22 protein-coding genes are annotated in these 23,100 nt (G+C 67.1%); 9 read left to right on the top strand and 13 right to left on the bottom strand.

Annotated features, from left to right (window positions below; translation table 11 throughout):
• Positions 1-250 precede the first annotated feature (250 nt).
• The 5 genes from V5F26_RS19105 to V5F26_RS19125 all read right to left on the bottom strand — a co-directional run bounded on the left by V5F26_RS19105 (position 251) and on the right by V5F26_RS19125 (position 5,049).
• Entirely contained in the window at positions 251-1,120 is an 870-nt protein-coding gene (locus V5F26_RS19105; RefSeq protein ID WP_234052949.1) for an efflux RND transporter periplasmic adaptor subunit, read from the bottom strand.
• A gap of 2 nt (positions 1,121-1,122) precedes the next feature.
• Positions 1,123-1,326: a DUF1656 domain-containing protein gene (locus V5F26_RS19110; protein WP_234052950.1), complete on the bottom strand. Its 204-nt coding sequence runs from the start codon at positions 1,324-1,326 to the stop codon at positions 1,123-1,125.
• Positions 1,323-3,398, bottom strand: a complete 2,076-nt coding sequence (locus tag V5F26_RS19115; protein WP_394946536.1) for an FUSC family protein — start codon at positions 3,396-3,398, stop codon at positions 1,323-1,325. The genes V5F26_RS19110 and V5F26_RS19115 overlap by 4 nt, the downstream gene beginning before the upstream one ends.
• Positions 3,395-3,841 carry a MarR family winged helix-turn-helix transcriptional regulator gene (locus V5F26_RS19120; RefSeq protein WP_394946538.1) on the bottom strand — a complete coding sequence of 149 codons (447 nt, stop codon included), beginning with the start codon at positions 3,839-3,841 and terminating at the stop codon, positions 3,395-3,397. Before V5F26_RS19120 ends, V5F26_RS19115 begins: the two co-directional genes overlap by 4 nt.
• 170 nt (positions 3,842-4,011) lie before the next feature.
• Positions 4,012-5,049, bottom strand: coding sequence for an AraC family transcriptional regulator (locus V5F26_RS19125; RefSeq protein ID WP_394058499.1), 1,038 nt, complete (start codon positions 5,047-5,049; stop codon positions 4,012-4,014).
• Positions 5,050-5,349: 300 nt separating this feature from the next.
• On the opposite strand from V5F26_RS19125, the gene V5F26_RS19130 reads away from it, so the two are divergent.
• Genes V5F26_RS19130 through V5F26_RS19140 form a run of 3 tightly spaced genes read left to right on the top strand, consistent with a single transcriptional unit; the run spans position 5,350 to position 9,403 of the window.
• Positions 5,350-7,587 (top strand): TonB-dependent siderophore receptor, encoded by a 2,238-nt coding sequence (locus V5F26_RS19130; RefSeq protein WP_394058501.1) that lies wholly within the window; start codon positions 5,350-5,352, stop codon positions 7,585-7,587.
• Entirely contained in the window at positions 7,587-8,540 is a 954-nt protein-coding gene (locus tag V5F26_RS19135) for an alpha/beta hydrolase (RefSeq protein ID WP_394946540.1), read from the top strand. Before V5F26_RS19130 ends, V5F26_RS19135 begins: the two co-directional genes overlap by 1 nt.
• Positions 8,537-9,403 (top strand): siderophore-interacting protein, encoded by an 867-nt coding sequence (locus tag V5F26_RS19140; protein ID WP_394946541.1) that lies wholly within the window; start codon positions 8,537-8,539, stop codon positions 9,401-9,403. Before V5F26_RS19135 ends, V5F26_RS19140 begins: the two co-directional genes overlap by 4 nt.
• A gap of 39 nt (positions 9,404-9,442) precedes the next feature.
• On the opposite strand, the gene V5F26_RS19145 is transcribed toward V5F26_RS19140, so the two are convergent.
• Complete coding sequence (locus V5F26_RS19145) at positions 9,443-10,696, bottom strand: hypothetical protein (RefSeq protein ID WP_394946542.1); 1,254 nt, start codon at positions 10,694-10,696, stop codon at positions 9,443-9,445.
• Between the two features lie 373 nt (positions 10,697-11,069).
• Between V5F26_RS19145 and V5F26_RS19150 the strand changes: the two genes are divergently transcribed.
• Both V5F26_RS19150 and V5F26_RS19155 read left to right on the top strand, forming a co-directional pair.
• Positions 11,070-11,942: an alpha/beta fold hydrolase gene (locus V5F26_RS19150; protein WP_394946543.1), complete on the top strand. Its 873-nt coding sequence runs from the start codon at positions 11,070-11,072 to the stop codon at positions 11,940-11,942.
• A gap of 243 nt (positions 11,943-12,185) precedes the next feature.
• Positions 12,186-12,779, top strand: coding sequence for a L,D-transpeptidase (locus tag V5F26_RS19155; protein ID WP_394058510.1), 594 nt, complete (start codon positions 12,186-12,188; stop codon positions 12,777-12,779).
• Positions 12,780-13,114: 335 nt separating this feature from the next.
• Here the strand turns inward: V5F26_RS19155 and V5F26_RS19160 are convergent, their stop codons facing one another.
• The 6 genes from V5F26_RS19160 to V5F26_RS19185 all read right to left on the bottom strand — a co-directional run bounded on the left by V5F26_RS19160 (position 13,115) and on the right by V5F26_RS19185 (position 18,663).
• Positions 13,115-14,140 (bottom strand): ABC transporter substrate-binding protein, encoded by a 1,026-nt coding sequence (locus V5F26_RS19160; protein ID WP_394946544.1) that lies wholly within the window; start codon positions 14,138-14,140, stop codon positions 13,115-13,117.
• A 14-nt stretch (positions 14,141-14,154) separates the two neighbouring features.
• Positions 14,155-14,967 (bottom strand): ABC transporter permease, encoded by an 813-nt coding sequence (locus V5F26_RS19165; protein WP_394946546.1) that lies wholly within the window; start codon positions 14,965-14,967, stop codon positions 14,155-14,157.
• Positions 14,964-15,821, bottom strand: a complete 858-nt coding sequence (locus V5F26_RS19170; RefSeq protein ID WP_394058512.1) for an ABC transporter ATP-binding protein — start codon at positions 15,819-15,821, stop codon at positions 14,964-14,966. The genes V5F26_RS19165 and V5F26_RS19170 overlap by 4 nt, the downstream gene beginning before the upstream one ends.
• A gap of 186 nt (positions 15,822-16,007) precedes the next feature.
• Positions 16,008-16,502 (bottom strand): DUF2165 family protein, encoded by a 495-nt coding sequence (locus V5F26_RS19175; protein ID WP_394058514.1) that lies wholly within the window; start codon positions 16,500-16,502, stop codon positions 16,008-16,010.
• 92 nt (positions 16,503-16,594) lie between these two features.
• Positions 16,595-16,870, bottom strand: a complete 276-nt coding sequence (gene infA, locus V5F26_RS19180; RefSeq protein ID WP_234052962.1) for a translation initiation factor IF-1 — start codon at positions 16,868-16,870, stop codon at positions 16,595-16,597.
• A 137-nt stretch (positions 16,871-17,007) separates the two neighbouring features.
• Positions 17,008-18,663: a DEAD/DEAH box helicase gene (locus tag V5F26_RS19185; RefSeq protein WP_394058516.1), complete on the bottom strand. Its 1,656-nt coding sequence runs from the start codon at positions 18,661-18,663 to the stop codon at positions 17,008-17,010.
• A gap of 474 nt (positions 18,664-19,137) precedes the next feature.
• On the opposite strand from V5F26_RS19185, the gene V5F26_RS19190 reads away from it, so the two are divergent.
• The 4 genes from V5F26_RS19190 to modC all read left to right on the top strand — a co-directional run bounded on the left by V5F26_RS19190 (position 19,138) and on the right by modC (position 22,626).
• A complete protein-coding gene (locus V5F26_RS19190) occupies positions 19,138-19,662 on the top strand; it encodes a DedA family protein (RefSeq protein ID WP_234052964.1) in 525 nt (174 codons plus the stop codon).
• Positions 19,663-19,804: 142 nt separating this feature from the next.
• The gene (modA, locus tag V5F26_RS19195) at positions 19,805-20,620 is read left to right on the top strand and encodes a molybdate ABC transporter substrate-binding protein (RefSeq protein ID WP_394058518.1); all 816 of its coding nucleotides are present in this window, start codon (positions 19,805-19,807) and stop codon (positions 20,618-20,620) included.
• A gap of 135 nt (positions 20,621-20,755) precedes the next feature.
• Positions 20,756-21,448: a molybdate ABC transporter permease subunit gene (gene modB / locus V5F26_RS19200; protein ID WP_234052966.1), complete on the top strand. Its 693-nt coding sequence runs from the start codon at positions 20,756-20,758 to the stop codon at positions 21,446-21,448.
• The gene (gene modC, locus V5F26_RS19205; protein ID WP_394946547.1) at positions 21,445-22,626 is read left to right on the top strand and encodes a molybdenum ABC transporter ATP-binding protein; all 1,182 of its coding nucleotides are present in this window, start codon (positions 21,445-21,447) and stop codon (positions 22,624-22,626) included. The genes modB and modC overlap by 4 nt, the downstream gene beginning before the upstream one ends.
• Here the strand turns inward: modC and V5F26_RS19210 are convergent.
• Complete coding sequence (locus tag V5F26_RS19210; RefSeq protein ID WP_234052968.1) at positions 22,550-22,954, bottom strand: winged helix-turn-helix domain-containing protein; 405 nt, start codon at positions 22,952-22,954, stop codon at positions 22,550-22,552. The two genes, modC and V5F26_RS19210, sit on opposite strands and share 77 nt — an antisense overlap.
• Between the last annotated feature and the right edge of the window lie 146 nt (positions 22,955-23,100).

Raw genomic sequence — 23,100 nt, forward strand, 5'->3', positions numbered from 1 at the left:
GCCTCCGCAAGGGGAGACGGGCGCCGAACCCACGCGGATCGCCCCGCCACCACGAAATGCCGCAAGGCCCAAGGCCGCCGCGCGCCCCGGCGACAGGATCGCTTGTCCGCGCCGCCATGTGAGCAACCAGTTGGCGCCAGTCAGGGGCACCACCTGCGGCAAAGCTTGGCCTTCAAGCGTTTGGCCACCTGGACACCACCGACCGCCAGCTGGCGTCCCGTATCCGGCACCCCCTCCGAAGCGCCCGGCTTCAGTTCGGCTGGATGCTCACGGTCACGGTCCGCCCCGCCACCACCTTCACGGCGTCTGGCACCTCGTCGATGCTCACGCGCACGGGCACGCGCTGGGCCAGCCGCACCCAGCTGAAGGTCGGGTTGATGTTGGCGAGCAGGTTGGACGAATCAGAGCGATCCCGATCCTCGATGGCCGCCGCGATACTCACCACGTGCCCGTGGAGATTGCCGCCGGTACCCATCAACCGCATCACGGCCCGATCGCCCACATGGATCCGCTCGAGCTTGGTTTCCTCGAAATAGCCCTGCACGTGGAAGGAATCATCATCCACCAGCGCCGTCACCGGCTGGCCGGCGCTCACATAATTTCCGGGCTGGAGGGTGAAATTCGTGATGACGCCGTTGACCGGCGCGCGCACCTGCGACCGCTCCAGATTGAGCTGGGCGAGCTCGCGATCAGCCTTCGCCTTCTGCACGGCGGCCTCGGCCTCGGCGGCGGCGGTCGACACCTCCTCCAGCTTCTGCCGGCTGACGGTGGTCTCGCTCAGCTGGCTGTAGCGCGCCAGATCGCGATGCGCCTGCTGCAGCGTGGCCTCGGAACTGGCGAGGGCGGCATCCGCCTGCTCGAGGGCGATGCGGAAGCGGGTGCCGTCAATGGCGAACAGGACCTCGCCTTTCTTCACATGGGCATTGTCCGCAACGCTCACGCTCTCCACCAGCCCGGACACATCGGGTGCCACGCGCACCACGTCGGCGCGGATGCGGCCGTCGCGGGTCCAGGGTTCGTCCATGTAATAGATCCACAGGCCGCGCCCCACGACGGCTGCGGCGCAGACGAGGCCGAGGGTGAGAGCCACCCGGCCGAGACGGGGCAGAACGGTGCTCATCGTCAAATTCCATGCAACAGAAAGGAGATGCCGCCAAGGCAGATCACGAACAGCGCGAAATCCGCGAGCGGGGGGTGCCACAGGGCGCGGTAGAGGCCCGCCCGCGCCATCAGCCGACCGAGCAGCGCGCGCGCCACGAGGGCCAGCACCGCGCACAGCAGAAGTTCCGGCACAAACAGGCCGTAAATGTCGATGTCGCCTCTCATGCGGCGGGACTCCAGCAGGCTTCGTCCAGCGGCACCGGCGCGGGCTCAGCCGCATCGGGCGCGAGCGCGCAGCGCAGGCCCACCAGCGCGCCGAGCGCCACCGCGCCTGCGGGGGTGGTGTCGCGCCGGTCGGTGAAGGTGGAAAGGACCAGGTCAATGTCCTCAAGCGGCGGCCGCGTGGCCGACGCCGCGCCACGGCTCCGGAAATAGGCGGCCAGGCGGGATAGCAGGCGCGCCACCGCCTGCCGCCGCAGCGGCGGCAATTGCGGCTCCACGCGCGCCAGATCCGCGATGTTGAGGCCAACCCGCAGATCAAGCAGCGCATTCTCCGGCTTGGGGGCGCCGGCCGGAGGGATGAGAACGTGGCGCTGCACCAGCAGCGCGAACCGGTCCACCAGCCGGCGCACCAGCGCCATCCGGTCGCCACCGCCACGCCCCTCGGCAATGGCCGCAAGATCGGCGCTGTTGGCGCGCAGCAGGCGGGCGATGCCGCGTTCCGCGCCCACCGCCGTCAGCATGCCGGCGGTGGAGGCCGCCGCCATCATGCCGATCAGCCCCGCGACATTGCCGTTGACATAGGCCGCCAGGTCCACGCTCAAGCGGCTGTCGAGCATGGTGGCCAGGGGCACGTTCACGCACATCAGAAAGCCGAGCGGCCCCCATTTCGGGGTCGCCATCAGGGCGCCGAACACGAGCAGGAAGGGGGCGCAGAGCGCCACCAGCTCCACGAAGCTGTCGGCATAAGGCAGCGCCAGGAACTGCAGCAGCCCCACCGCGACGACCGCATAAAGGCTGTAGCGCGCAAACAGCCGCATCACGGGCACCGGATTGTCCATGACCGCGAACAGGGACAGGAAAATGGCCGCCATCTGGGCTGCGCCCGAGCCCTCATGCCATCCGGTGATGATCCAGAAGGCACAGCACACCAGGATGCCGGCGCCCGCCGCGACCCCCGCCAGCGCGGCGCTGCGCACATCCACATGTAGCCGCGGATCACCGGAATAGCGCGCCACCATGCCGCGAAAACGCGTCCGCCGGGTGCGGCCATTGGCGATGTCCGCGCGCAGGGACAAGCAATTGTCCCACACGGCGATGAGCTCGGTGAGCCGCGCCAGCAGCGAACCCACCAGCAGGTCCCGCCAGGCCCACCGCTCCGGCCCCTCGCCGCGCAGCGTGGCCGTCAATTCGGTGATGCGGGCCCTGAGCGACACCGCATCGGCGGCGCTCTCGGCCCCGCCTGCGATCCAGGCGGCCACGTCGTCCAGCAGCGTGGTCACCCGCTGATCCAGCGGCCCGTCCCGGCGTAGCACGGACAGGCGATCACCGAGGCTTGAGAGGATGGGTAGCAGCGCGGTCATCTGCTGCTGCAGCTCCCGCGCCTGGCCGGCCACATGGCGCAGCTCCGAAGTGTCGTAGGGCAGATGGGTGGTGAGGGCGAGCAGATCCACCGTATCGGTGGCAAGCTTGCGCCGGTCGCGCTCCGAGGTCCTCGGGTCCGGCCGGCCGGACAGCACGTCGCCCGCCCAGCGGCCGGCATCGCTTACCCATGCATCGAGGCGCGCGGTCATCAGCGGGCCGAGATGGCGGGGCATGATGAGGCGCGCCACTACCGCGGTGCACAATATGCCCACCGTGATCTCTTCCGTGCGCGACAGGGCGGTTTGGAAAACGGCCTCCGGATTGCTGACACTCATGAAGGCGATGATGGCGCAGGTATAGCCGGCGAGCATCGCCACATAGCTGCGCGGGGTCCGATCGAGCAGGCTGATGAACAGGCACAGCCCCACCCAGGAGGCGAGCGCGAGGCACAAAAGCTCCGGCACCGCCACCAGATTGGGCACCATCACCACCGCGGCGGCGGCGCCCAGAAAGGTGCCCATCACTCGGAACATGGCCTTGGACGTCACCGCCGCGGCCAGCGGCTGCATCACGATATAGGCCGTGGCCATGGCCCAATAGGGCTTTTCCAGATTGAGCTGGAGCGCGATCCAAAGGGCCACCACGGCGGCCCCGAAGGCCTTCAGGGAAAACAGAATTTCGTTGCGGCCGATGCCGAAGGGAAGCCGGATCACGAGGTGAGCTCCTGCAGCAGCGCCGCCTCCAGCTTGGACAGGCCGCGCACCATGACCGCGAGTTCCTCGTCGGTGAGGCCGGCAAAGAAGCGGTCGCGCAGCGCGGCGACCGTAGCCTCGATCTGCTCCACCTGCGCCGCCCCGCGCGGGGTGAGGCTGAGGAGCTTGGCCCGCCGGTCAGCGGGATCCTCGCGCCGCGACACCAGCCCTTCGGCCAGCAACGTGTCTACGATGCGCACCAGCGAGGGGCCTTCCAGCCCCAGCTCTTCGGCAATGGCGCCCTGGCGCAGCTCTCCACCCAGGCGGGCCAGCACCAGCAGCGGCAGCGCGGTGGCCTGGGACATGCCCCTTTCCCCCAACGCCTGGTCGATGGCGCGACGCCAATAGCGCGCCACCCGCGCCACCAGCTGACCAAGGATGTGACGTTCAAAGGAAGTAGGCATGCCTTATGTCTAACATCACAATAGATAACATGCAATATATTAAGCCGCAAACCATTACACGGAGCGCTCCGGCCCCGCAGCCTTGGCCGGCCGAGGGCCGAAAAGGCCAGCCGCGCGGGCAACGCCCGCCGTTGGCACTCCATGATCGCTCATGGCGCGACGCCCGCGCCTCAGCCGCCGCGCCGGCCCTTTTCCCGCCAGGCTTTGGGGGAAACACCAAAGGCGCGCTTGAAGGCGGTGGAGAAATTGGCCGCCGAACCATAGCCCGCCACGAAAGCGGCCTGGGCCACTGTGAGCCCCTCAGCGGCGAGGCCGTCGCGGGCCATCTCCAGCTTGCGGCGGCGGACATATTCGAACACCGTGCTGCCGAACGCGCCGCGAAAGGCCCGCTGGAGCGAATTGATGCTCATGCCCGCCTCGCGGGCGATCTCCTCCAGGCTCATCTCGCGCTGAAGGTGGGCTTCGATGAAGTCGTGTACCGCCCACATGCGCTCACGCTCGCGCGGACGCAGCGCGGCCGGCGCCTCGCCCTCACGACCCGCATCGAGCAGGCCCAAAGCGCCGACCGCGAGCTCCATGGCCCGGCTTTCCGCATAAAGGCCGGCCAGCAGCGGGCCATAGGGAGGTGGCGCCAGGATCTGTTCGGCCAGAGCGATCATGTGGGCGGAGGGGCGCCAGCGGGCATTGGCCCGGTGGTCGCGGGAGAACGCCATCACCGCTTGGTGGCGCCGGTCATCATGTTCCTCGCGCTCCAGCCAGCCGGCGGGCAGGAAGACATTCACCTTGCGCACGCGCGCCCCGCGCCGGCCCTGGCGCACGAACAAATCGGGCTCGGCCCGGGCCATCAGCACCCCTTCGGCCCCCTCCGGCGTGCCCAGATGCAGCGGGCGGCCGCCCAGGAAGATGTCCGCCTCCCCCGCCAGAAACACGGAAATGGTGAGCCCCGCCCCATGCACGACGCGGGTGGTGGCGTCGTGCAGGTCGGTGGCGTCGGTAGCGTGCAGCACCAGCCCGCTGCGCAGCGAACTGAGCACATAGCGCCCGCGCAGCAATGCGCCATCGGCCCCGAGGCGCGGCGTGACGAGGTGAAACCCCTGCTGCCCCGCGCCGCGCGCCAAGGCGGCGATGTCGCGGGAGCGCACCAGGGCGCCACGCGGCGCGCCCTCGGCCGCGTCCGTCGATGGCGGAAGCGCATCGGAATGGGTCATGGATCATGAACAGAGCGCAAGCGTCACGCTGTCAAGCACCAGAAGGCCGATTTAAATTTAGTATTATTCCAGATTAGGACAATTCTTTGCGCAACCCATACCAAAGACGATGCTCAAACCGTTCCAGGTTTAAACAGATGGGGATTTTGCAAACGAATTATACGATCCCACAAAGGCATTCGTACTGGAGAAGACGCGGAGCCGTCCGTTAAAAAAGAAGCACCAGCCGGGGCCAGCCACACGCAAGTCAGCGCCACGCCCGGCGCAACTTGAACGATATTCGCCACCTGCGGGGATTTCATGATTGTATTGAAGCGCCTGCCCGTGCTGCGGCTTCGCACGGGCCATTTCATGTCGGGCACCCTTTTGTCGGGCACCGCGGCGGCTTTTCTCGCCGCCACCCCGGCCGCTCGCGCCCAGGACGCGGCGGCGCGCGACATCCAGCTGGAGACCGTGCAGGTCCAGCAGGAAAAGAAGCTGCAGGAAGAGGTCTTTACCGAAGGGCTCGACACCTATACGGCGGCCATCACCACCATCGGCGTCGGCACCCCCACCAATGTGCGCGAAATCCCCCAGTCCATCTCTACGGTGACCAGCCAGCGCATCGCCGACGAGAATTTCAGCGAACTCGAAGATGCCATGCGCCGCACCACTGGCATGGTGGTGCTCGCCAACGACCAGGGCCGCTCCTCCATCTTCTCCCGCGGCTTTGAGATCGACACCATGCTGGTGAACAACCTGCCGGCGCCGCTCTCCTCCATCCTGGGCACCCAGCCGGACCTGTTCATCTTCGACCGGCTGGACGTGCTGAAGGGCCCCGCCGGCCTCTTTTACGGCGGCTCGGCCGGCAATAATGCGGGCCCGGGCGGCATCGTCAATGGCACGCTGAAGCCGGCGCTCGCCAAGCCCTTCATCAATTCCAACCTCAGCTACGGCTCGTGGGACTTCGTGCGCGCCGAGGTGGATGCGGGCGGCAAGCTGAACGAGGCGGGCACCGTGCGGGCGCGCATCGGCGGCGCCTTCCAGGACCGCGACTCGTTCGTCGATATCAACGACAACCAAGTGTGGGTGGGCTATGGCGCCCTCGATTTCGACATCACCGAAAACACCACCCTATCGGTCTATGCCTGGCACCAGGAACGAGACATCACGCCCTTCAACGGCCTGCCCGCCATCAATCTGGGCAACGGCACCGGCCAGCTCCTGAACGTGCCCCGCTCCACTTTCGTGGGCGCCACCTGGAACCGCTTCAACAATGAAAGCACCGACTATCTGGTGGAGCTGAAGCACGATCTGGACAATGGCGGCGAGGCCAAGGCCTCCCTGCGCTATTCGGATCGCGACATCGACTACAAGTACGCCTATGGCAAGACCGCCGTGAGCACCGCCGCCGCCACCTGGGGCAATATCGGCATGCAATATACGGCGGCGCAGGTCTCCCAGACCACGCTCTCCGGCGACGCCCATATCGCCACGCCCTTCACTTTGTTCGGGCAAGAGCACCAGCTCACCGTCGGCGCGGACTTCCAGCTTCTGGACCAGGACCAGTGGGCGCCCACCTCCACCGGCCTGTCCGACATCTACAATGTCTATCTGCCGAACCCCTATGCGGTGGCCGAGCCGCTCACGATCTATAATCGCGAGAGCACCACCGACCCCGATCAATATGGCCTCTACGCGCAGACGCGCATCAACCCGCTCGATCAGGTGCATGTGCTGCTGGGCGGGCGCTTCTCCTGGTATGACGCCAATTCCACGGTGAACACCTTCACCACCTCGGGCCTGACCACCACCAGCTCGGACGTGGATATCGACGGCAAGTTCCTGCCCTATGCGGGCCTCGTCATCGACATGACGAAGGAAATTTCCGTCTATGCCAGCTACAGCGCCACCTTCACCCCACAGACCGAGCTGAACGCCGCCGGCGACGTGATCGACCCGCGCCAGGGCTACCAGTATGAGGGCGGCGTGAAGGGCTCCTTCTTCGATGGCGCGCTCAATGCCTCCGCCGCCATGTTCCTGATCCGCGACGACAATCGCGCCCTCGCCACCAACGTTGCCAATGTCTATGTGGCCTCGGGTGAAGTCGAGGTTTCGGGCTGGGAAGCGGAAGTCAGCGGACGCCTCGCGCCCGGCTGGGACATTTATGCCGGCTATACCTACACCAACACCGAATACCTCACCGCCACCGCCGCCCAGCTCCAGGCCGGCTTCAGCACCTACACCCCGCGGCACAATTACAATCTGTGGACCAAGTATGAGTTCCAGGAGGGCGCACTGCGCGGCTTCCATGTGGCCGGCGGCCTGAAGATCCTCTCCAGCTTCTACACCCAGTCCGGCAATGTGAAGCTCACGGCAGACGGCTATACCCTGGTGGACCTGCAGGCGGGCTACAAGTTCAACGATAATTGGAAGGCCACCTTCACCGTCACCAACCTGCTCGACGAGGTCTATTACACCCGCGTCGGCTCGGTCTCGGTGTTCAACTTCTATGGCGAGCCGCGCGGCTATTGGCTCAAGGTGAGCGCGACCTATTGATGATGCGCCCCCCTCCCCCCCTCGCGCGCGCCTGCGCCCTTCTTCTCACCCTCGCCGGGCTTCTCGGCGGGGGGCGGGCGGCGGCCGCCGGCCCCGTCACCCTGCCCGGCACCGAAGAGCGGCTGGTGATCGCGAAGAGCGGCCTTGCCTACCGCATCTTCATCGCTTTGCCCCAGGAGCCGCCGCCGCCCGAGGGCTATCCGGTGCTCTATGTGCTGGACGGAAATGCGGTGGCGGGAACGCTGTCCGACTACGCGCGAACCCAGGCCCGCAGCCAGGGCGGGCTGATCCAGCCGGCCGTTCTGGTGGCCGTGGGCTACCCCGGCGACGCGCCCCACAACATGCGCCGGCGCGCACCGGACCTTACCCCGGCCCCCGCCCCTGCCGGCGACCGCTCCACCTATCTGAAGCCCGAGGACACCGGCGCGGCCGACGCCTTCCTGTCCTTCCTGCTGGACGAGCTCAGGCCGTCCATCAACAAGGACTTCGCCGTCAATCCGGCGCGCCAGGGGCTGATGGGGCATTCCTTCGGCGGCCTGTTCACGCTCCATGTGCTGTTCACGCGGCCCGATGCCTTTTCCACCTACATCGCCGCCAGCCCTTCAATCTGGTGGGCCGACAACGCCATCCTGAAAGAGGAGGCGGCCTTCGCCGCGCACCCGCCCGCCGGCAAGCGCCGGCTGCTGCTCACGGTGGGCGGCCAGGAGCAGCAGCTGCATCCGGGCCTGGCCGACCTGCCCCAGGCGGAATCGATCGCCAGGCGCCTGGCGGCCCGCCGCATGGTGGATGCTGCGCGCGAGCTCTCCAGCCGGCTCGCAGCCTTGCCCGGGCAGCCGGTGGACGTCACTTTCGAGGTCTTCCCCGGCCAGACCCACGCCTCCGCCGCCCCCCACGCGCTGCTGGCGGGCCTGGAATTCTTTCTCGGGCCTCAGGCCAAGGACGGCGCGCCATGACCGCCCCCCTTCACACGACATCGGTCGCCCCCGCCCGCTATCGGGGCATGCGGGTGCTTGAAGTGCTGCGGGTGGAGGCGGTCACCGCGCACATGCGGCGGGTGGTGCTCGGCGGGCCCGAGATCGCAGGCTTCGGCACCGGTCCCACCATCAAGCTGCTCATCCCGCCGGAGGGACTCGCTGAGCCGGAATGGCCGATCGAGGGTCCTGATGGCCGCGCCATCTGGCCACCGGAGCCGCGCCGGCCTATTCCGCGCACCTATTCAGTGCGCCGGTTCGAGCCGCAGCGGGGCGAGCTCTGGGTGGATTTCGCGCTGCATGGCCATGACGGCCCGGCCGCGCGCTTCGTGCGGCGGGCGCAGCCCGGGGAGCGGATCGGCGTGGGGGGACCCGGTGGGCGTGTTCTGCCTGCGACGGAAACGGTGCTGCTGGCAGGTGACCTCAGCGGGCTGCCCTCCATCGCCGCGATCCTGGAACGCCTGCCGCCCACCACCCGCGGCTTCGCCTTCCTGGAGGTGCCTGACGCGAGGGATGAACAGCAAATCGCCGCCCCGCCGGGCGTGAGCGTGCGCTACCTCCACCGCAACGGCGCGGAGCCCGGAACGACGCGTCTGCTGGAAGATGCCGTCCGCGCCACGGATCTGCCCCCGGCCGGCGCCATGGCCGCCTGGGTGGCCGCGGAATCCGGCGCAGCGCGCGCGCTGCGCGCATATTTGCGGGACGAAAGGGGATTGCCGCCCCGCGACCTGGTGGCGGTGGGCTATTGGAAGCGCGGCATGAGCGAGCCCGCCTACCACGCCGCGCACGACCATGACCGCGATGCGGACTACCACGAGGCGGCCCGCGAGGCCGGCGCCGCCTGACGCCATGTGGGCAGGAGGCCCCGGCCGGAGCCTGCGCCCTCAATTGTCGTCGGCGTGGGGAACATCGTCCATGGAGACGTTGGAGCAGCTATAGGCCCCCTCGGGCTCATCGAAGCCGGCATGGGTGAGGAAGTCGCAGCGCGAATTCTCCGCCGCCGCCAGCCACGACACCAGCCTGTGGTCGATGCCAGTGGCCATCGCCTCGTCGTCCACGGGCTTGAAGGCGTTGTCGGCGGGCATCTGGGCGCCGGCCTTCTTCGCCGTCTTCAGGTCCGTCACGGCGGGGATCAGGGAGATGGTGTCGGCCGCGTCGGTCGCGGTGATGACCGGTCGCACCGACAGGGTGAACTGGTCCCACCCGCCCCGCGCAAGGCGCGAGGCCTCCGATTCCGCCGTCACACGGGTGGAGAAGACCGGGCCGCCATCGGCGCCCCTGGCCACGCTCACGTCCGCCAGCTTGAACTTGCGGCCGCCGACGGCGCCGCCTTCCGCGCTGCCGCCGGAGTACAGACGATTGAGCATGCCTTCAAGGTAGCTCTTCAACTTGGCATCGGAGAGCGTGCCGCCATCGCTGATCCTGGCGCGCGGCACCACGGCCAGGGCCATTTCGGTGCAGGCATTGGGCAAGGTCACCGCGGCCACCGCCGGCTCGGCCCGCAGTGCCTTCGCCGTGCTGGCCTCGGCCCCCACGGGCACGGCCACGTCGATGGCGATGTCGTCGCCGTCATAGGCCGCGAGGCGCAGCCGGCTCCACACATCCTTCAGCTTCGCCCTCACCGCCCCATGGGACAGGCTGGTGGCCGACACGTCGAGATCGGCCAGGGCCGCGGGCGGCGTGGCCATGGACTTCAGCGACTGCGAGCGTAGCACCACGGAAAGGCCGCCATAGACCTGCCCGCACCAGTCATCCCCCATGTGCTGCACCGCCAGAGCCGCGCTGGAGAATCCGGCGGCGGGGCGGAAGAACGAGACCCGGTCCAGATCGCCCACTGCCAGCGTCTCGTCCCACACCTGCTGGATGCCGCGCTCATCCTCGCTGAAGCTCAACGTGTAGGCGTCCGCGCCGCTCCCCACGGTCAGCTTCAGCGTGCCGTCGGCCAGGGTGCCGGTGATGGGCAGAGCGGGGCGCGGATCGCCCGCGGGCGCGGCCAGCGTTCCGGTAACCTTGCCGCCATTGATGTCGAGGGTGGCGATGGCGGCGCGATACGGCTCGAAGAAGGGCAGCCCCAGCGTCATGTACTGTTCCGCGGCACTGGCGCCGGAGCCCGGGGCCGCGATTCCGAGGGCGAGCATGAACGCTCCAAGGCCCAGGCCGTGGGCGCGTGGCGGAAAACGATGGGGCTTGAAGCATCCCGACATGATGAGATTCCTTCCCGGACTCGGGACAGCCGCAGAGCGACCGGGCGCAAGCCGTGGGTCCGCCCGCAGGGCGCGAGTTCCTTCTTCCTGCTGGAAATGGGTTGCGGATGCTTTAATGCACCCCCCTCGCGGGGCTGCCCGCAGGCGCTGTCCGCAGGCGAATTTGCGGCTCATGCCATCCCGCCATTTTCCACCGGCGCCCAGCGTGCGCGCCCGCGCCGAGGTGGCCGGAGCGCGGTACCAGGGGGCAACTCCGCCGCCTTTGGTATAAGCTGCCCATCCTTCCGAGATGCCGCGAGCCTTCCCTATGACCGCCTCCGTGAACGCCACCCCGGACACCGCGCCGGGCCTTGTGCCCCGCCCGGCCCACGCCTTTCGCGTCACCACGCCCGACGGGCTTTCCATCCAGGTTCAGGAATGGGGCACGCGTGAGGGGTCGGAGCTGCTGTTCATCCACGGATTCTCTCATTGCGGCATGGTCTGGATGAACCAGCTGAACGCGCCGGAGCTGGCCCATTGCCGGCTCGTGGCCTATGACTTTCGCGGCCACGGCGCCTCCGACAAACCGTTGGAGCCGGACTATTACAAGGACCAGCAGCGCTGGGCCGGCGAGTTGGCCGCCGTGATCGCCCAGAGCGGGCTCAAGCGCCCCATCCTCGTGGGATGGTCCTATGCCGGGCGGATCATCGGCGACTATCTGGCCGCGCACGGCAGTTCCGCCCTCGGCGGCATCGTGTTCGTGGATGCGGCCACCGCCAATGCCCGGGAATTCTACGGCACCTGCAATCGCCTGATGCGGCGCATGTGCTCACCCGATCTCGCCGAGAATATCGCCGCCACCCGCACCTTCGTGCGCCGCTGCTTCGCCGGCGCGCAAGCCCAGGACCTGGTCGAAACCCTCATCGGCTTCAACATGGTGGTGCCCGCCGAAGTGCGCGCCGCGCTGTTCGACCGGGCCGCGGAATATGAGGATGTACTGCGCGGCCTCTCGCTGCCGGTCCTGGTGGCCCAGGGCGAGCGGGACGAGGTGGTGGCCCCCGCCATGGCCCGCCATATCGCCGCGACTGTGCCCGGCGCCCGCCTTGCCCTTTATCCGGAAGCAGGCCATGCCCCCTTCCTGGAAGCGAGCGCGGCCTTCAATGCCGACCTCGCCTCCTTCGTTCACGTCGTCGGGCGCTGAGCGCCACCTGAGGCTGAACCCCGCTGCGGCGCAACGAAAGCGTGGCTTTGGGAACGCACGACCGAAAAAAGCATGCCGCACCCCGCTGCAGCGGGAACCCAAGGGCCACAAAGCGGTTGCGGTCATGTCCGTTTGTGGCGAAAAAATGGATGCCGCTGGTGCGGGGCGGCGCGTATCGCATGCGTTGTTATCCACGGGTCCAGTAGGTCCCCGACTGAGACCGACGACACGAGACCGAGCGCCATGATGCACTTCAAAGCCCTCGCCGCCGCAGCGATCGCGGCCGCACTGGTATCGGCGGGCCCGGCACGGGCCAATGATCGCATTGAACTTTTCCCGTTCGCGAAGCTGTTCCTCGCCACGCCGTCGGACGTGGGCGTGGTGAGCAGCTCCTCGCCCATTCCGCGCCAGATGGTGGCCTTCGACTCCAAGTACAGGCCGGGCACCATCGTCATCCGGACCTCGGAGCGGCGGCTTTATTATGTGACCTCGCCTGGACACGCCATCCGCTATGGCGTGGGCGTGGGCCGCGACGGCTTCCAGTGGTCGGGCGTGAAGACGGTGAGCGCAAAGCGCGAGTGGCCCGGCTGGACCCCGCCCGCGCAGATGCTGAAGCGCCGCCCGGACCTTCCGCGCTACATGCCCGGCGGCATCGACAATCCGCTCGGCGCGCGCGCCATGTATCTGGGATCGAGCCTCTACCGCATCCACGGCTCCAACGAGCCGGAAACCATCGGTCAGGCGGTGTCATCAGGCTGCATCCGCATGACCAATGACGATGTCGTGGACCTTTATAACCGCGTGCGCGTGGGCACCACCGTCTACGTGCAGCGCTGAGGCGTGGGCTTCGGCCCGGCCCCGTTGCCGCGCAGGCCAATGGAGCAACCCCTCAGAACACACAAAAGCCCGGGCTGAGCCCGGGCTTTTTGATGTGGGGATGACCGAGATCGGCCTCTTCCCCAACAAGGTCGTCCCTCCGCGCATCAAAGACATGCGGCGGAGGAACGAAGTCCTCGTTACCCTGAAAGCGGAGTACATCCGTCCGTCTTCCACGGCGCCGCCCATCACATTCGTGATCCGGCGGCTTTCAACCAGGACAAACCCAAGATGGGCACGGCATGAGGGATTTTCAAGGGGCGGGAGACAGGCACCCACCCCGAGAACACGCCCGGTCAGTTCGCCCCGGACGCCTTCTTCACAAAGGTCCCGTCGAACGTCTTGCCGAGATCGATGTTCGCGGCCTTCAGCTCCGGGTCGAACTCCACCAGCATGCCCAGCGCCGTCTTGCGCGCGCTCTCGGGAATGAGGCCGGTGATGGAATACATGGGCATGGAGTTCTTCACGGCCGCCTCATACAGCGCCGTGTCGCCCAGCAGGTATTCCTGCGGCACCACGGCGGCCACATCGGCCGGGGTCGCGGTGTGCAGCCACTTCAGGGCCTTGTAAAAGGCATTCACCAGCTTCTGCGTGGTGACCGGATTCTGGGCAGTGAAGTCCCGCTTCAGGTAGAGCACGGCCGCCGGGTTGGGCCCGCCGAAAATCTTGTCACTTCCTTCCTCGGTCCGGCTGTCGGCCAGGATGATGACGTCGCCGTCGCTCTCCAGCTTGGTGATGACGGGGTCGAGGTTGGACATGGCCTCGATACCGCCATGCTTCATCTGCGCAACCGAGGAGGCTCCGCCGCCGACCCCCACGAAGGACACGTCCTCCGGCTTCAGCCCGTCCTTCGCCAGCAGGAAATTGACGAAGAAGTTGGTGGAGGAACCGGGGGCGGTGACGCCCACCTTCTTGCCCTTCAGATCCTTCACGCTCTTGATACCGGTGTCCTTGCCTGCCACCAGCACGATGCCGGGGAAGCGGCCGAGTTCGATCACCGAAACGATGTCCTGGCCCTTGGCCTGCATGCGGATGGTGTGCTCATAGGCACCCGTCACCGCGTCCACCGAGCCGCCGATGAGGGCCTGAAGCGACTTCGCGCCGCCACCGAAATCATTGATGGTGACGTCGAGCCCCTCGTCCTTGAAGAAGCCCTTCCGCTCCGCGATTGTCAGCGGCAAATAATACAGCAGCGGCTTGCCACCAACGCCGATGGTGACCTGCGGCTTCTCCGCCTGCTGGGCGGCCGCCGGCCCGGTCACCACCGCGGCAAGGCCGGCCAGCGCGAGCGCGCCTGCGGCGAGGGTCTTCAACATTCCCATTGTTTTCCTCCCTGTCATTGCGCCGTGGCCGGCGCCGGGCGCCAGACCAGAAGCCGCTTTTCAATGGCACTCACCAGCATGTCGATGATGATGACGAAGATGGAGAGCACCATCATGCCCGAAAACACGCCGGTGACGTCGAACACACCCTCGGCCTGATGGATGCGGTAGCCGAGCCCGGCCGCCGCGCCCAGATATTCACCCACCACCGCGCCCACCAGCGCGAAGCCCACGGCCGTGTGCAGCGAGGAGAACATCCAGGTGAGGGCGGACGGCCAGAACACGTTGCGCATGAGCTGGCGCTCATTCATGCCCAGCATGCGCGCATTGGCGAGCAAGGTGGGGCTTACCTCCTTCACGCCCTGATAGACGTTGAAGAAGACGATGAAGAACACCAGCGTGACGCCCAGCGCCACCTTGGACCAGATACCCAGCCCCAGCCACAGCGCGAAAATGGGCGCCAGCACCACGCGGGGCAGCGCGTTCGCCATCTTCACATAAGGGTCGAACACCGCCGCCAGCACCGCCTTGCGGGCGAACCAGAAGCCGATGAGCACCCCGCCCGCGGCGCCGATGGCGAAGGCCAGCAGCGTTTCCAGCAGCGTGATGCCAAGGTGATACCAGATGGCCCCCGAGTAGAAGTCGAGGAAGGTGCGCTGGAACACCGCCACCGGGGTAGAGAAGAAGAACGGATCCAGCACATAGAAGGGCTTGGCCGAGATGGCGGGAATGTTCAGCTTCACCGTGGAGCCGAGATGCCAGATGGCCAGCAGCACCACGGCCACCAGCAGTTGAAGCCCCAGCAAAGTTGAGCGGCTGCGCATCATTGCCCTTGCTCCACCGTTTCCGATTGTCTGTAGCCCTTCACCACCTCATCCTTCAGCGCCGCCCAGATCTCCTTGTGCAGGCGGTGGAATTCGGGATCGAGCCGCACGTCGATGTCGCGCGGGCGGGCGATGGGCACCTTCCATTCGCCAATGATGCGCGCCGCCGGCCCCGCGCCCATGATGACCACCCGATCCGCCAGCGCGATGGCCTCTTCCAGATCGTGCGTCACGAACATCACCGCCTTGCGGTCGGCGCTCCACAGATCCAGCAGCAGGTTGCCCATGATCTGGCGCGTCTGCGCGTCGAGGGGACCGAAAGGCTCGTCCATCAGCAGGATCTTGGGGTGGCGGATCAGCACCTGGGCGAGGCCCACGCGCTTCCTCTGCCCGCCCGAGAGCATGTGCGGATAGCGATCCGCGAAGGCGGCCAGGCCCACGCGCGCCAGCCATTCGCGTGCCTCGGCCCGCGCCTCGGCCTTGGGGGTGCCGACGATGTCGAGGCCGATGGCCACATTCTCGACCGCCGTCTTCCAGGGAAACAGCGCTTCCGCCTGGAACAGGTAGCCGGCCTTCCGGTTCAGGCCGGACAAGGGCTCGCCGAAGATGGAGACGCTGCCGGAGGCGGGCTTCAGCAGGCCGGCGGTGGCATTGAGAAGGGTGGACTTGCCGCAGCCCGTGGGCCCCACGATGGCCACGAACTCACCATCCGCGACCGCAAGGTTCGCGTCATCCACGGCGACGAAGGAGGCCCCGCCGCGCTTGGCATTGGGAAAGGCGATCCGCACCTTCTCCAGAACCACGGCGCTCGTCTGCACCTGTGGAGCCGGCTGGACCACACTGAGAACTGGCGACACCCTTCCCTCCCTGGGTCGCTGAAATTGTACCCGCCGCGTGTTCTTACCGCCGCGGACGGGCGCGCAACGTAGCGGGGCCTCGGTCACGGAAGCAACCCACCGCGTGCAGGAAAGGGAGGAAATGAAAGACTTTTCAGCGCTTGAGCGGTGTGCGGTGCAGCAGACGAACGCCGCCAGCGGAGGTCGTCACGCCGGATCGCGCTCCGGTAATGCAACCAGGATCAGCACGCCGAGCACGGCCATATAGATGCGGAAAGCGGCCTCCTGGCCATTCCACTCCCGCGATTGCCACATGGCGAAATATTCGCCCGCGACCACCATGAAGCCGAAGAACCAGACCAGGAAGGCGAGCGCGGCGCCCATATAAACGAGCCCCTTCGCGCATTCGAAGACGGCGGCGGGCGCGCGCAGGCGGGCCAGCATGGCCAGGGCACCAGCGGCGAGAAGCAGGCCGCTCAGCCCCTCCGCGGCGATGATGGCGGCGTAGGCCGCCCGCCAGATCCGCTCATCGGTAATGGCCCGCCCCATCAGGGCGTTGCCGGGAAAGGTCGTGTCCATGCTCAGAACATGGCCCACGAACGCATAGTTCGAGCCGTAGTCGACCAGGTTCCCGTAGGCGACGATCAGCGCATAGGCGGCGAGCGACGCCACCAGTACGACCTTTGTGAGGCGCAATCCCATCTCTGGCTCCCGCATCGCGGCGCAAGGCTCCAAGCGGCGCGAGGAGCATCATCTCCCCGCCGCCGGCAGGCCGGCTTGAACCAGAGGATATATCAGCGCCGGCGGAAATTCTGCTGGCGGCGCGCGCCGGGAGGCGGGGCGGAACCCTCGACCTTGTGCCGGAAGTTGATGCGGCCGCGATCGAGATCATACGGCGACATCTCAACCACCACCCGGTCACCCTCAATGGTGCGGATGCGGTTCTTCTTCATCTTGCCGGCGGCATAGGCCAGGATCTGGTGATCATTGTCCAGTCGCACGCGGAAATTGCCGTCGGGCAGGACTTCCGTGACGGTGCCCTCGAACTCCAGCAGCTCTTCTTTCGCCATATAGCCTTCTCCAGTGACCCCAATCGGGGCGGAATTGGCGGGCCTTATCTCACGTTTCCGCGTTCCGGCCCATAGGTGTCATGCATGCGGGAAGCGCTTTTCGGCGCCCCCGCACCTGGTTTGAACCTTCGCGAACCTCAGCGGCCGGGGCGCTTGGCGCCCTTGCCCTGGGTCTCGCCGCGCGGCGCGGAACGAGTCGGCACCGCCTTCATGAAACCGATACCACCCAGTTCGCCACCGGCAGGCCGGCTGCCGGAACGCTCCCCGCGGGCGGCACGGCCTTCGGGACGCTCGGAGCGGCTGGGGGCGCGGCCATCCTCATGACGGGGCTGGCCACCACGGGACTGCCCGCCACGCGGCGGCTGGCCGCCACGCCCTTCGCGACCCTCGCCGCCCCGCGCCTCGCGCGGCTGGCCATCGCGGCCCTCCGCACGAGCAGGGGCCGGGCGCTTCTCGCGACGGGGCGCCTCGTCCCGTCCGCCCTCACGCCGGCCACCTTCGGCCCGCGCATTCTCGCGGCGATCACCATCCTGGCGCTGCCCGCCATTGCGACCGCCCTCGGGACGGCGCGGACGACGCGGCGGACGACCGCCACGCACTTCCTCACGCGCCTCCACGGGGGACACCTCCAGCGGCGTGCCTTCCGGCACCTCGAAGGCGGCGCCCGAGCCACGACGGTCGCTCGAGGGGATCTGCATCTTGATCAGCCGCTCGATGGAGCGCAGGTAAGCGCGCTCCTCGTGGTCGCAGAAGGAAATGGCGATGCCCTCGCGGCCGGCGCGCGCGGTGCGGCCGATGCGGTGGACATAGCTCTCGGGCACGTTCGGCAGATCGAAATTGATGACGTGGCTCACACCCGTCACGTCGATGCCGCGGGCGGCGATATCGGTGGCCACCAGGGTGCGCACGGTGCCCTCGCGGAAGGCGGCGAGCACGCGGTCGCGCTGGTTCTGGGACTTGTTGCCATGGATCGCCTCGGCAGCGATGCCCACCTTGGCCAACACGCGCACCACCTTGTCGGCTCCGTGCTTGGTGCGGGTGAACACCAGGGCCCGGTCGATCTCCTCCTTGGCGAGGACCTCGGCCAGCAGCTGGCCCTTGTTGGGCTTGTCCACCAGCACCACGCGCTGGTCCACGCGATCGGCGGTCTTGGAGACGGGGGTCACCGCCACCTGTGCCGGATCATGCAGCATGGAACCCGCCAGCTCGGCGATGGCCGAGGGCATGGTGGCGGAGAAGAACAGCGAGTGCCGCTTGTGGGGCAGCCGGCGCACGATGGCGCGGATGGCGTGGACGAAGCCCATGTCCAGCATCTGGTCCGCCTCGTCGAGGACGAACACTTCCACCTGGTCGAGCCGCACCGCATTGTTCTCGGCAAGGTCGATGAGGCGGCCGGGGGTGGCCACCAGCACGTCGACGCCGCGCGAAAGGGAGCGGATCTGGCGGCCCATGGGCACGCCACCGATGGCGAGCGCCACCGAGATGCGCGCATGGCGGCCGAACTTCTGGAAATTGTCGACGATCTGGCCCGACAGCTCGCGGGTGGGCGAGAGCACCAGAGCGCGCACCGCACGCGGCTCAGGCCGGCGCGGATGGCGCAGCAGGCGGTCAAGAATGGGAAGGGCGAAAGCGGCGGTCTTGCCGGTGCCGGTCTGGGCGATACCGATCAGGTCGCGGCCGGCGAGAATTTCAGGAATGGCCTGGGCTTGAATGGGGGTCGGCGTGACGTGCCGCTCTTCATCAAGGGCACGAACGATGGGCTCGGCGAGGCCGAGGGCAGAAAAAGAGGTCAAGCTCTGTCTTTCATGGGCGAACGGCGCCGGAGCGCGCACGCGTGGCGCTCACGCGGCGGCACAGCTCGCGAGGATCTTCGACATCCCGCGTGGCCAGGGGTGTCCAAAAGAAACATGGAATTCGGGCTAAGCCGCCTGAGACGCTTCCAGGATAATGAAGCTCCGAGCGGTCTCCGCTACGCGGCCCGACAGCGCCGTCACGCGCAGGTGTCACTCGCGATCCTCTCTGGATCTCGGGAACGCCGCCTGCCGACGGATCACTATGGCAGTGCATATGACGCATCCCCATGACGATTTCAAGGCGGCGGCGCTGACACCAACCGTTTTTCAGCGACGAAACGTCGGGGGCGCGTACTCTTTTCTGCCGCACTGCATCTCCATATAGAGCGCGAGAATCCCGTGCCATGGCGGCGCGGGCCATATCCCGCCATCTCCCCAGCGCAACCACCGGGGCATATGACGGGCGGAGGCGCCATGTTCGACCCCCAGGCTTTGATCGACGCCACGACCACCTTCGTGCAGGAGCATCAGGCCCTGGCCCCGGCCATCGTGTTCGCCCTTGCGTTCGGCGAGTCGCTGGCGCTCGTGTCCTTCCTTGTGCCCGCGACCGTGCTGCTGCTGGCCATCGGCGCGCTGGTCGAGGCATCCGGCCTCCACTTCTTCCCCATCTGGCTTGCGGCGGTCGTGGGCGCGTCCCTGGGCGATGCCGTCTCCTATTGGTTCGGCTTCTACTACAAAGAGCGCGCGAAGACCTTCTGGCCGCTGTCCCGGCGCCCCGATCTGGTGGCGCGCGCCGAGGACTTCTTCACCCGGTTTGGAATCTGGGGCGTGGCAGTGGGCCGCTTTTTCGGGCCTGTGCGAGCCGTGGTCCCGCTCATCGCCGGCATTCTCGCCATGCGCCAAAGCCATTTCCAGGTCGCGAACGTGGCCAGCGCGGCGGTCTGGGCCTTCGCCATGCTCGCGCCCGGCGCACTGGCGCTGAAGCTGATCGGCGGCTGAGGCCGCACGGCTCCGGCGCCCGCCATACCCGAGCGCCCACCGCACCGGACGCGCTTACCGTGTCCATGCGGCAATGCCGAAGCTTGTCTCCCCCGGGTATCCTATATATGAATGGATATACCAACCGGGGGAGATAATTTCCATGATCGATTTTGCCATCCGGCGGCGCGGCCTTGTGCTGGGCCTTGTCCTTGCCACCACAGCATTTTTCGGCCCCGCGCGCGCCGAAGAGGCGGCCCGCGCGACCGCAGCTTCCGCCGACACCACGGTCACCACCTTCGCCGCGGCGAGCCTCACCAATGCCTTCCAGGATATCGGCAAGGCTTATGAAGCCAAGAACAAAGCCTCGCTGAAATTCTCCTTCGCCGCCTCTTCCGCCCTTGCCAAGCAGATGGAAGCGGGTGCGCCGGCCAACATCTTCGCCTCCGCCGACCTGAAATGGATGGACTTCGCCGAGCAGAAGGGCCTCATCGTGCCGTCCTCGCGCGTGGTTCCCATCGGCAATGAGCTGGTGCTGGTTGCCCCGGCGGACAGCGCCAAGCCCGTCACCATTTCCAAGGGCATGGACATCGAGGCCCTGCTGGGCCCCAAGGGCCGCATCGCCACGGGCCTGACCGACAGCGTGCCGGTGGGCATCTACACCAAGACCGCCTTCACCAATCTCGGCGTGTGGGACAAGGTCGCTCCCCGCATCGTCGGCGCCGAAAGCGTGCGCGCCGCCCTTGCCCTGGTGGAGCGTGGCGAGGTGCCTTACGGCGTGGTCTACGCCACTGATGCCGCCATCGCCAAGAATGTGAAGGTGGTCGCGGTGTTCCCGGCCGGCAGCCATCCCCCGGTGGAGTACCCCTTCGCCCTCGTGAAGGAGCACGACACGCCGGAGGCCAAGGCCTTCTTCACCTTCCTCACCGGCCCCGAGGCCAAGGAAATCTACAAGAAGTACGGCTTCTCGGTGAAGTGAGGCACCGCGGCGGTCGCCCCGCGGCGGCCGTGGGCGTGCCTTGCATCAGAAAAAGGCTGCAGGTGCGAAGATACGCTTCGCACCTGCAGCACTTCGGTTTACAGTTTTTGTGACATTGCTTTTCGGAATTTTCACATGCTGCTGACACCAGAAGAATGGACAGCGGTGGCCCTGAGCCTGAAGGTTGCCTTCTGGTCCACCATCTGGAGCATGCCGCCGGCCATCGTGGTGGGCTGGATCCTGTCCCGCACCGAATTTCCCGGCAAAGGTCTGTTCGACGGTTTCGTGCATCTGCCGCTGGTTTTGCCCAAGGTCGTGGTCGGCTACATCCTCCTGCTCACCCTCGGCACGCGCGGCTATCTCGGGCAATTTCTATATGAGTGGTTCGGCATCAGCCTGATGTTCACCACCGCGGGCGCCACCGTGGCAGCCGCAGTGGTGAGCTTCCCGCTGATGGTCAATGCCATCCGCCTCGCCCTCGATGGCGTCGACAGGGGCATCGAGACCGCCGCCCGCACCCTTGGCGCCAGCCGGCTCGACGCCTTCTTCACCGTGACCCTGCCGTTGATGACGCCCGGCATCCTCTCCGGCGCCCTCATCTCGCTGGCCTCGGCGCTGGGCGAATTCGGCGCGACCATCACCTTCGTGTCCAATGTCGAGGGCCAGACGCGCACCATTCCCCTCGCCATCTACAGCGCCACCCACATGCCGGACGGCGACGCCATGGCGCTGCGCCTCACCGCAGTCTCGGTGGTGCTGGCGCTGAGCGCGCTCGTGCTCGCGGAGATGGCAGACCGTCGCATCAAGATCGCGCTGGGCCGGATATGATCGATATTAACGTCACCCTTGACCGCGGCACCGGCTTCAAGCTCAGCGCGCAGTTCACTGCCCCGGATTCCGGTGTCACCGCTCTGTTCGGCCGTTCCGGCTCGGGCAAGACCACCATCATCCAGATCGTCGCCGGGTCCGTGCAGCCCAATAAGGGCCGCGTCCAGGTGGGCGACGAGGTGTTCGTGGACGTGGAGAAGGGCATCAACCTGCCCATCGAGAAGCGGCGCGTGGGCTATGTGTTCCAGGATGCGCGGCTGTTCCCCCACCTCTGCGTGGACAGCAACCTGCGCTATGGCCAGCGCCGCGCCAAGCACGACCACTCCATCAGCTTCGACGCGGTGGTGGACATGCTCGGCATCGGCCACCTGCTGAAGCGCCGGCCGCACACCCTTTCCGGCGGCGAACGCCAGCGCGTGGCCATCGGCCGCGCCCTGCTGGCCCAGCCCCGCCTGCTGCTGATGGACGAGCCGCTCGCCTCCCTGGACGAGCAGCGCAAGCAGGAGATCCTGCCTTATCTTGAGCGCCTGAGAGACGATCTGCGCCTTCCCATCCTGTATGTGAGCCACTCCATCGAGGAAGTCCTGCGCCTCGCCGACACGGTGACCGCCCTGAAGGACGGAACCATGATCGCCAGCGGCCCACTGGCGGATGTGCTCTCGCGCACGGATCTGGCCCCCGTTCTCGGCCGGTTTGATCTCGGGACCATCCTCGATTGCACCGTGAAGGCGCACGACACAAACCTCTCCCTCTCCACCCTCTCCTTCGCGGACGGGGAACTGCGCGTGCCACTGGTGGACCGGCGCGTCGGCTCTCCGGTGCGCGCGCGCATCCGCTCACGCGACGTGTCGCTGTGCCTCTCACGGCCCATTGATGTTTCGGTGACCAACCGATTGGCGGGCACCATCGGCTCCATCCGCAAGGAAGGCGGGCCTTATGCGAATGTGGAGGTGGTGCTGCCCCACGGCAAGCTCCAGTCGCTCGTCACGCTGGAAAGCGTGGAACGACTGGCGTTCGAGGAAGGCATGCCGGTGTGGGCCATGATCAAGGCTGTCGCGGTGGACAGCCGCTCGCCGAACTTCCCGCTGCAGGACGAGCCCTTCACCCCGCCTGCGCATTCAGCGGCGCCGGCTCTTCGCCTGGTTGCCGGGCGGTCTCATCCGCCAGAGCCTGAGTAAGCTCATCCAAGGTGGAGCGGGTGGCCTTGGCAGCCTGCCGCTCCATGGCGCGATAGAGCGCGATGAGCCTCTCGCCGAAAGCGGTCACCTCCGTCCCTGCCCCGCGCCGGCCGGGATAGGTCACGATCACCTTCTGCTCGAACATGCGATCGAGCTCATCCACCAGCAGCCACGCGCGGCGATAGCTCATGCCAATCGCCTTAGCCGCGGACAGGATGGAACGGTGCTCTCGAATAGCTTCGAGCAGCATGATCTTTCCCGGGCCCAGGCGGCGTCCATCGGGAAAATCGACCCGCAGGAACAGGCGGGATGACAAGTCTTGGCTCACGGCGCCTCCTCAACGTCTCAGGGCCACATGCTTTGTGCCCTGGGGCGGGCGGACGGCACCCCCCAGTATCGCCCGACAAGCTTTCCTTTTACCGCAGATCCGGTGCCCACGCCACAGATCAACTTTTGCTGAGCACGCTCGCCACC

This window comes from Xanthobacter variabilis (assembly GCF_043831965.2).
In the GTDB taxonomy this organism is placed as follows: Bacteria; Pseudomonadota; Alphaproteobacteria; order Rhizobiales; family Xanthobacteraceae; genus Xanthobacter.

Coding starts and splice junctions, on each gene's coding strand:
- V5F26_RS19125 (WP_394058499.1), bottom strand. CDS start 5,049: ATGACCCATTCCGATGCGCTTCCGCCATCGACGGACGCGGCCGAGGGC.
- V5F26_RS19140 (WP_394946541.1), top strand. CDS start 8,537: ATGACCGCCCCCCTTCACACGACATCGGTCGCCCCCGCCCGCTATCGG.
- V5F26_RS19190 (WP_234052964.1), top strand. CDS start 19,138: ATGTTCGACCCCCAGGCTTTGATCGACGCCACGACCACCTTCGTGCAG.
- V5F26_RS19165 (WP_394946546.1), bottom strand. CDS start 14,967: ATGATGCGCAGCCGCTCAACTTTGCTGGGGCTTCAACTGCTGGTGGCC.
- V5F26_RS19110 (WP_234052950.1), bottom strand. CDS start 1,326: ATGAGAGGCGACATCGACATTTACGGCCTGTTTGTGCCGGAACTTCTG.
- V5F26_RS19135 (WP_394946540.1), top strand. CDS start 7,587: ATGATGCGCCCCCCTCCCCCCCTCGCGCGCGCCTGCGCCCTTCTTCTC.
- modA (WP_394058518.1), top strand. CDS start 19,805: ATGATCGATTTTGCCATCCGGCGGCGCGGCCTTGTGCTGGGCCTTGTC.
- V5F26_RS19175 (WP_394058514.1), bottom strand. CDS start 16,502: ATGGGATTGCGCCTCACAAAGGTCGTACTGGTGGCGTCGCTCGCCGCC.
- V5F26_RS19150 (WP_394946543.1), top strand. CDS start 11,070: ATGACCGCCTCCGTGAACGCCACCCCGGACACCGCGCCGGGCCTTGTG.
- modB (WP_234052966.1), top strand. CDS start 20,756: ATGCTGCTGACACCAGAAGAATGGACAGCGGTGGCCCTGAGCCTGAAG.
- V5F26_RS19145 (WP_394946542.1), bottom strand. CDS start 10,696: ATGCTCGCCCTCGGAATCGCGGCCCCGGGCTCCGGCGCCAGTGCCGCG.
- modC (WP_394946547.1), top strand. CDS start 21,445: ATGATCGATATTAACGTCACCCTTGACCGCGGCACCGGCTTCAAGCTC.
- V5F26_RS19120 (WP_394946538.1), bottom strand. CDS start 3,841: ATGCCTACTTCCTTTGAACGTCACATCCTTGGTCAGCTGGTGGCGCGG.
- V5F26_RS19155 (WP_394058510.1), top strand. CDS start 12,186: ATGATGCACTTCAAAGCCCTCGCCGCCGCAGCGATCGCGGCCGCACTG.
- V5F26_RS19160 (WP_394946544.1), bottom strand. CDS start 14,140: ATGGGAATGTTGAAGACCCTCGCCGCAGGCGCGCTCGCGCTGGCCGGC.
- infA (WP_234052962.1), bottom strand. CDS start 16,870: ATGGCGAAAGAAGAGCTGCTGGAGTTCGAGGGCACCGTCACGGAAGTC.
- V5F26_RS19130 (WP_394058501.1), top strand. CDS start 5,350: ATGATTGTATTGAAGCGCCTGCCCGTGCTGCGGCTTCGCACGGGCCAT.
- V5F26_RS19105 (WP_234052949.1), bottom strand. CDS start 1,120: ATGAGCACCGTTCTGCCCCGTCTCGGCCGGGTGGCTCTCACCCTCGGC.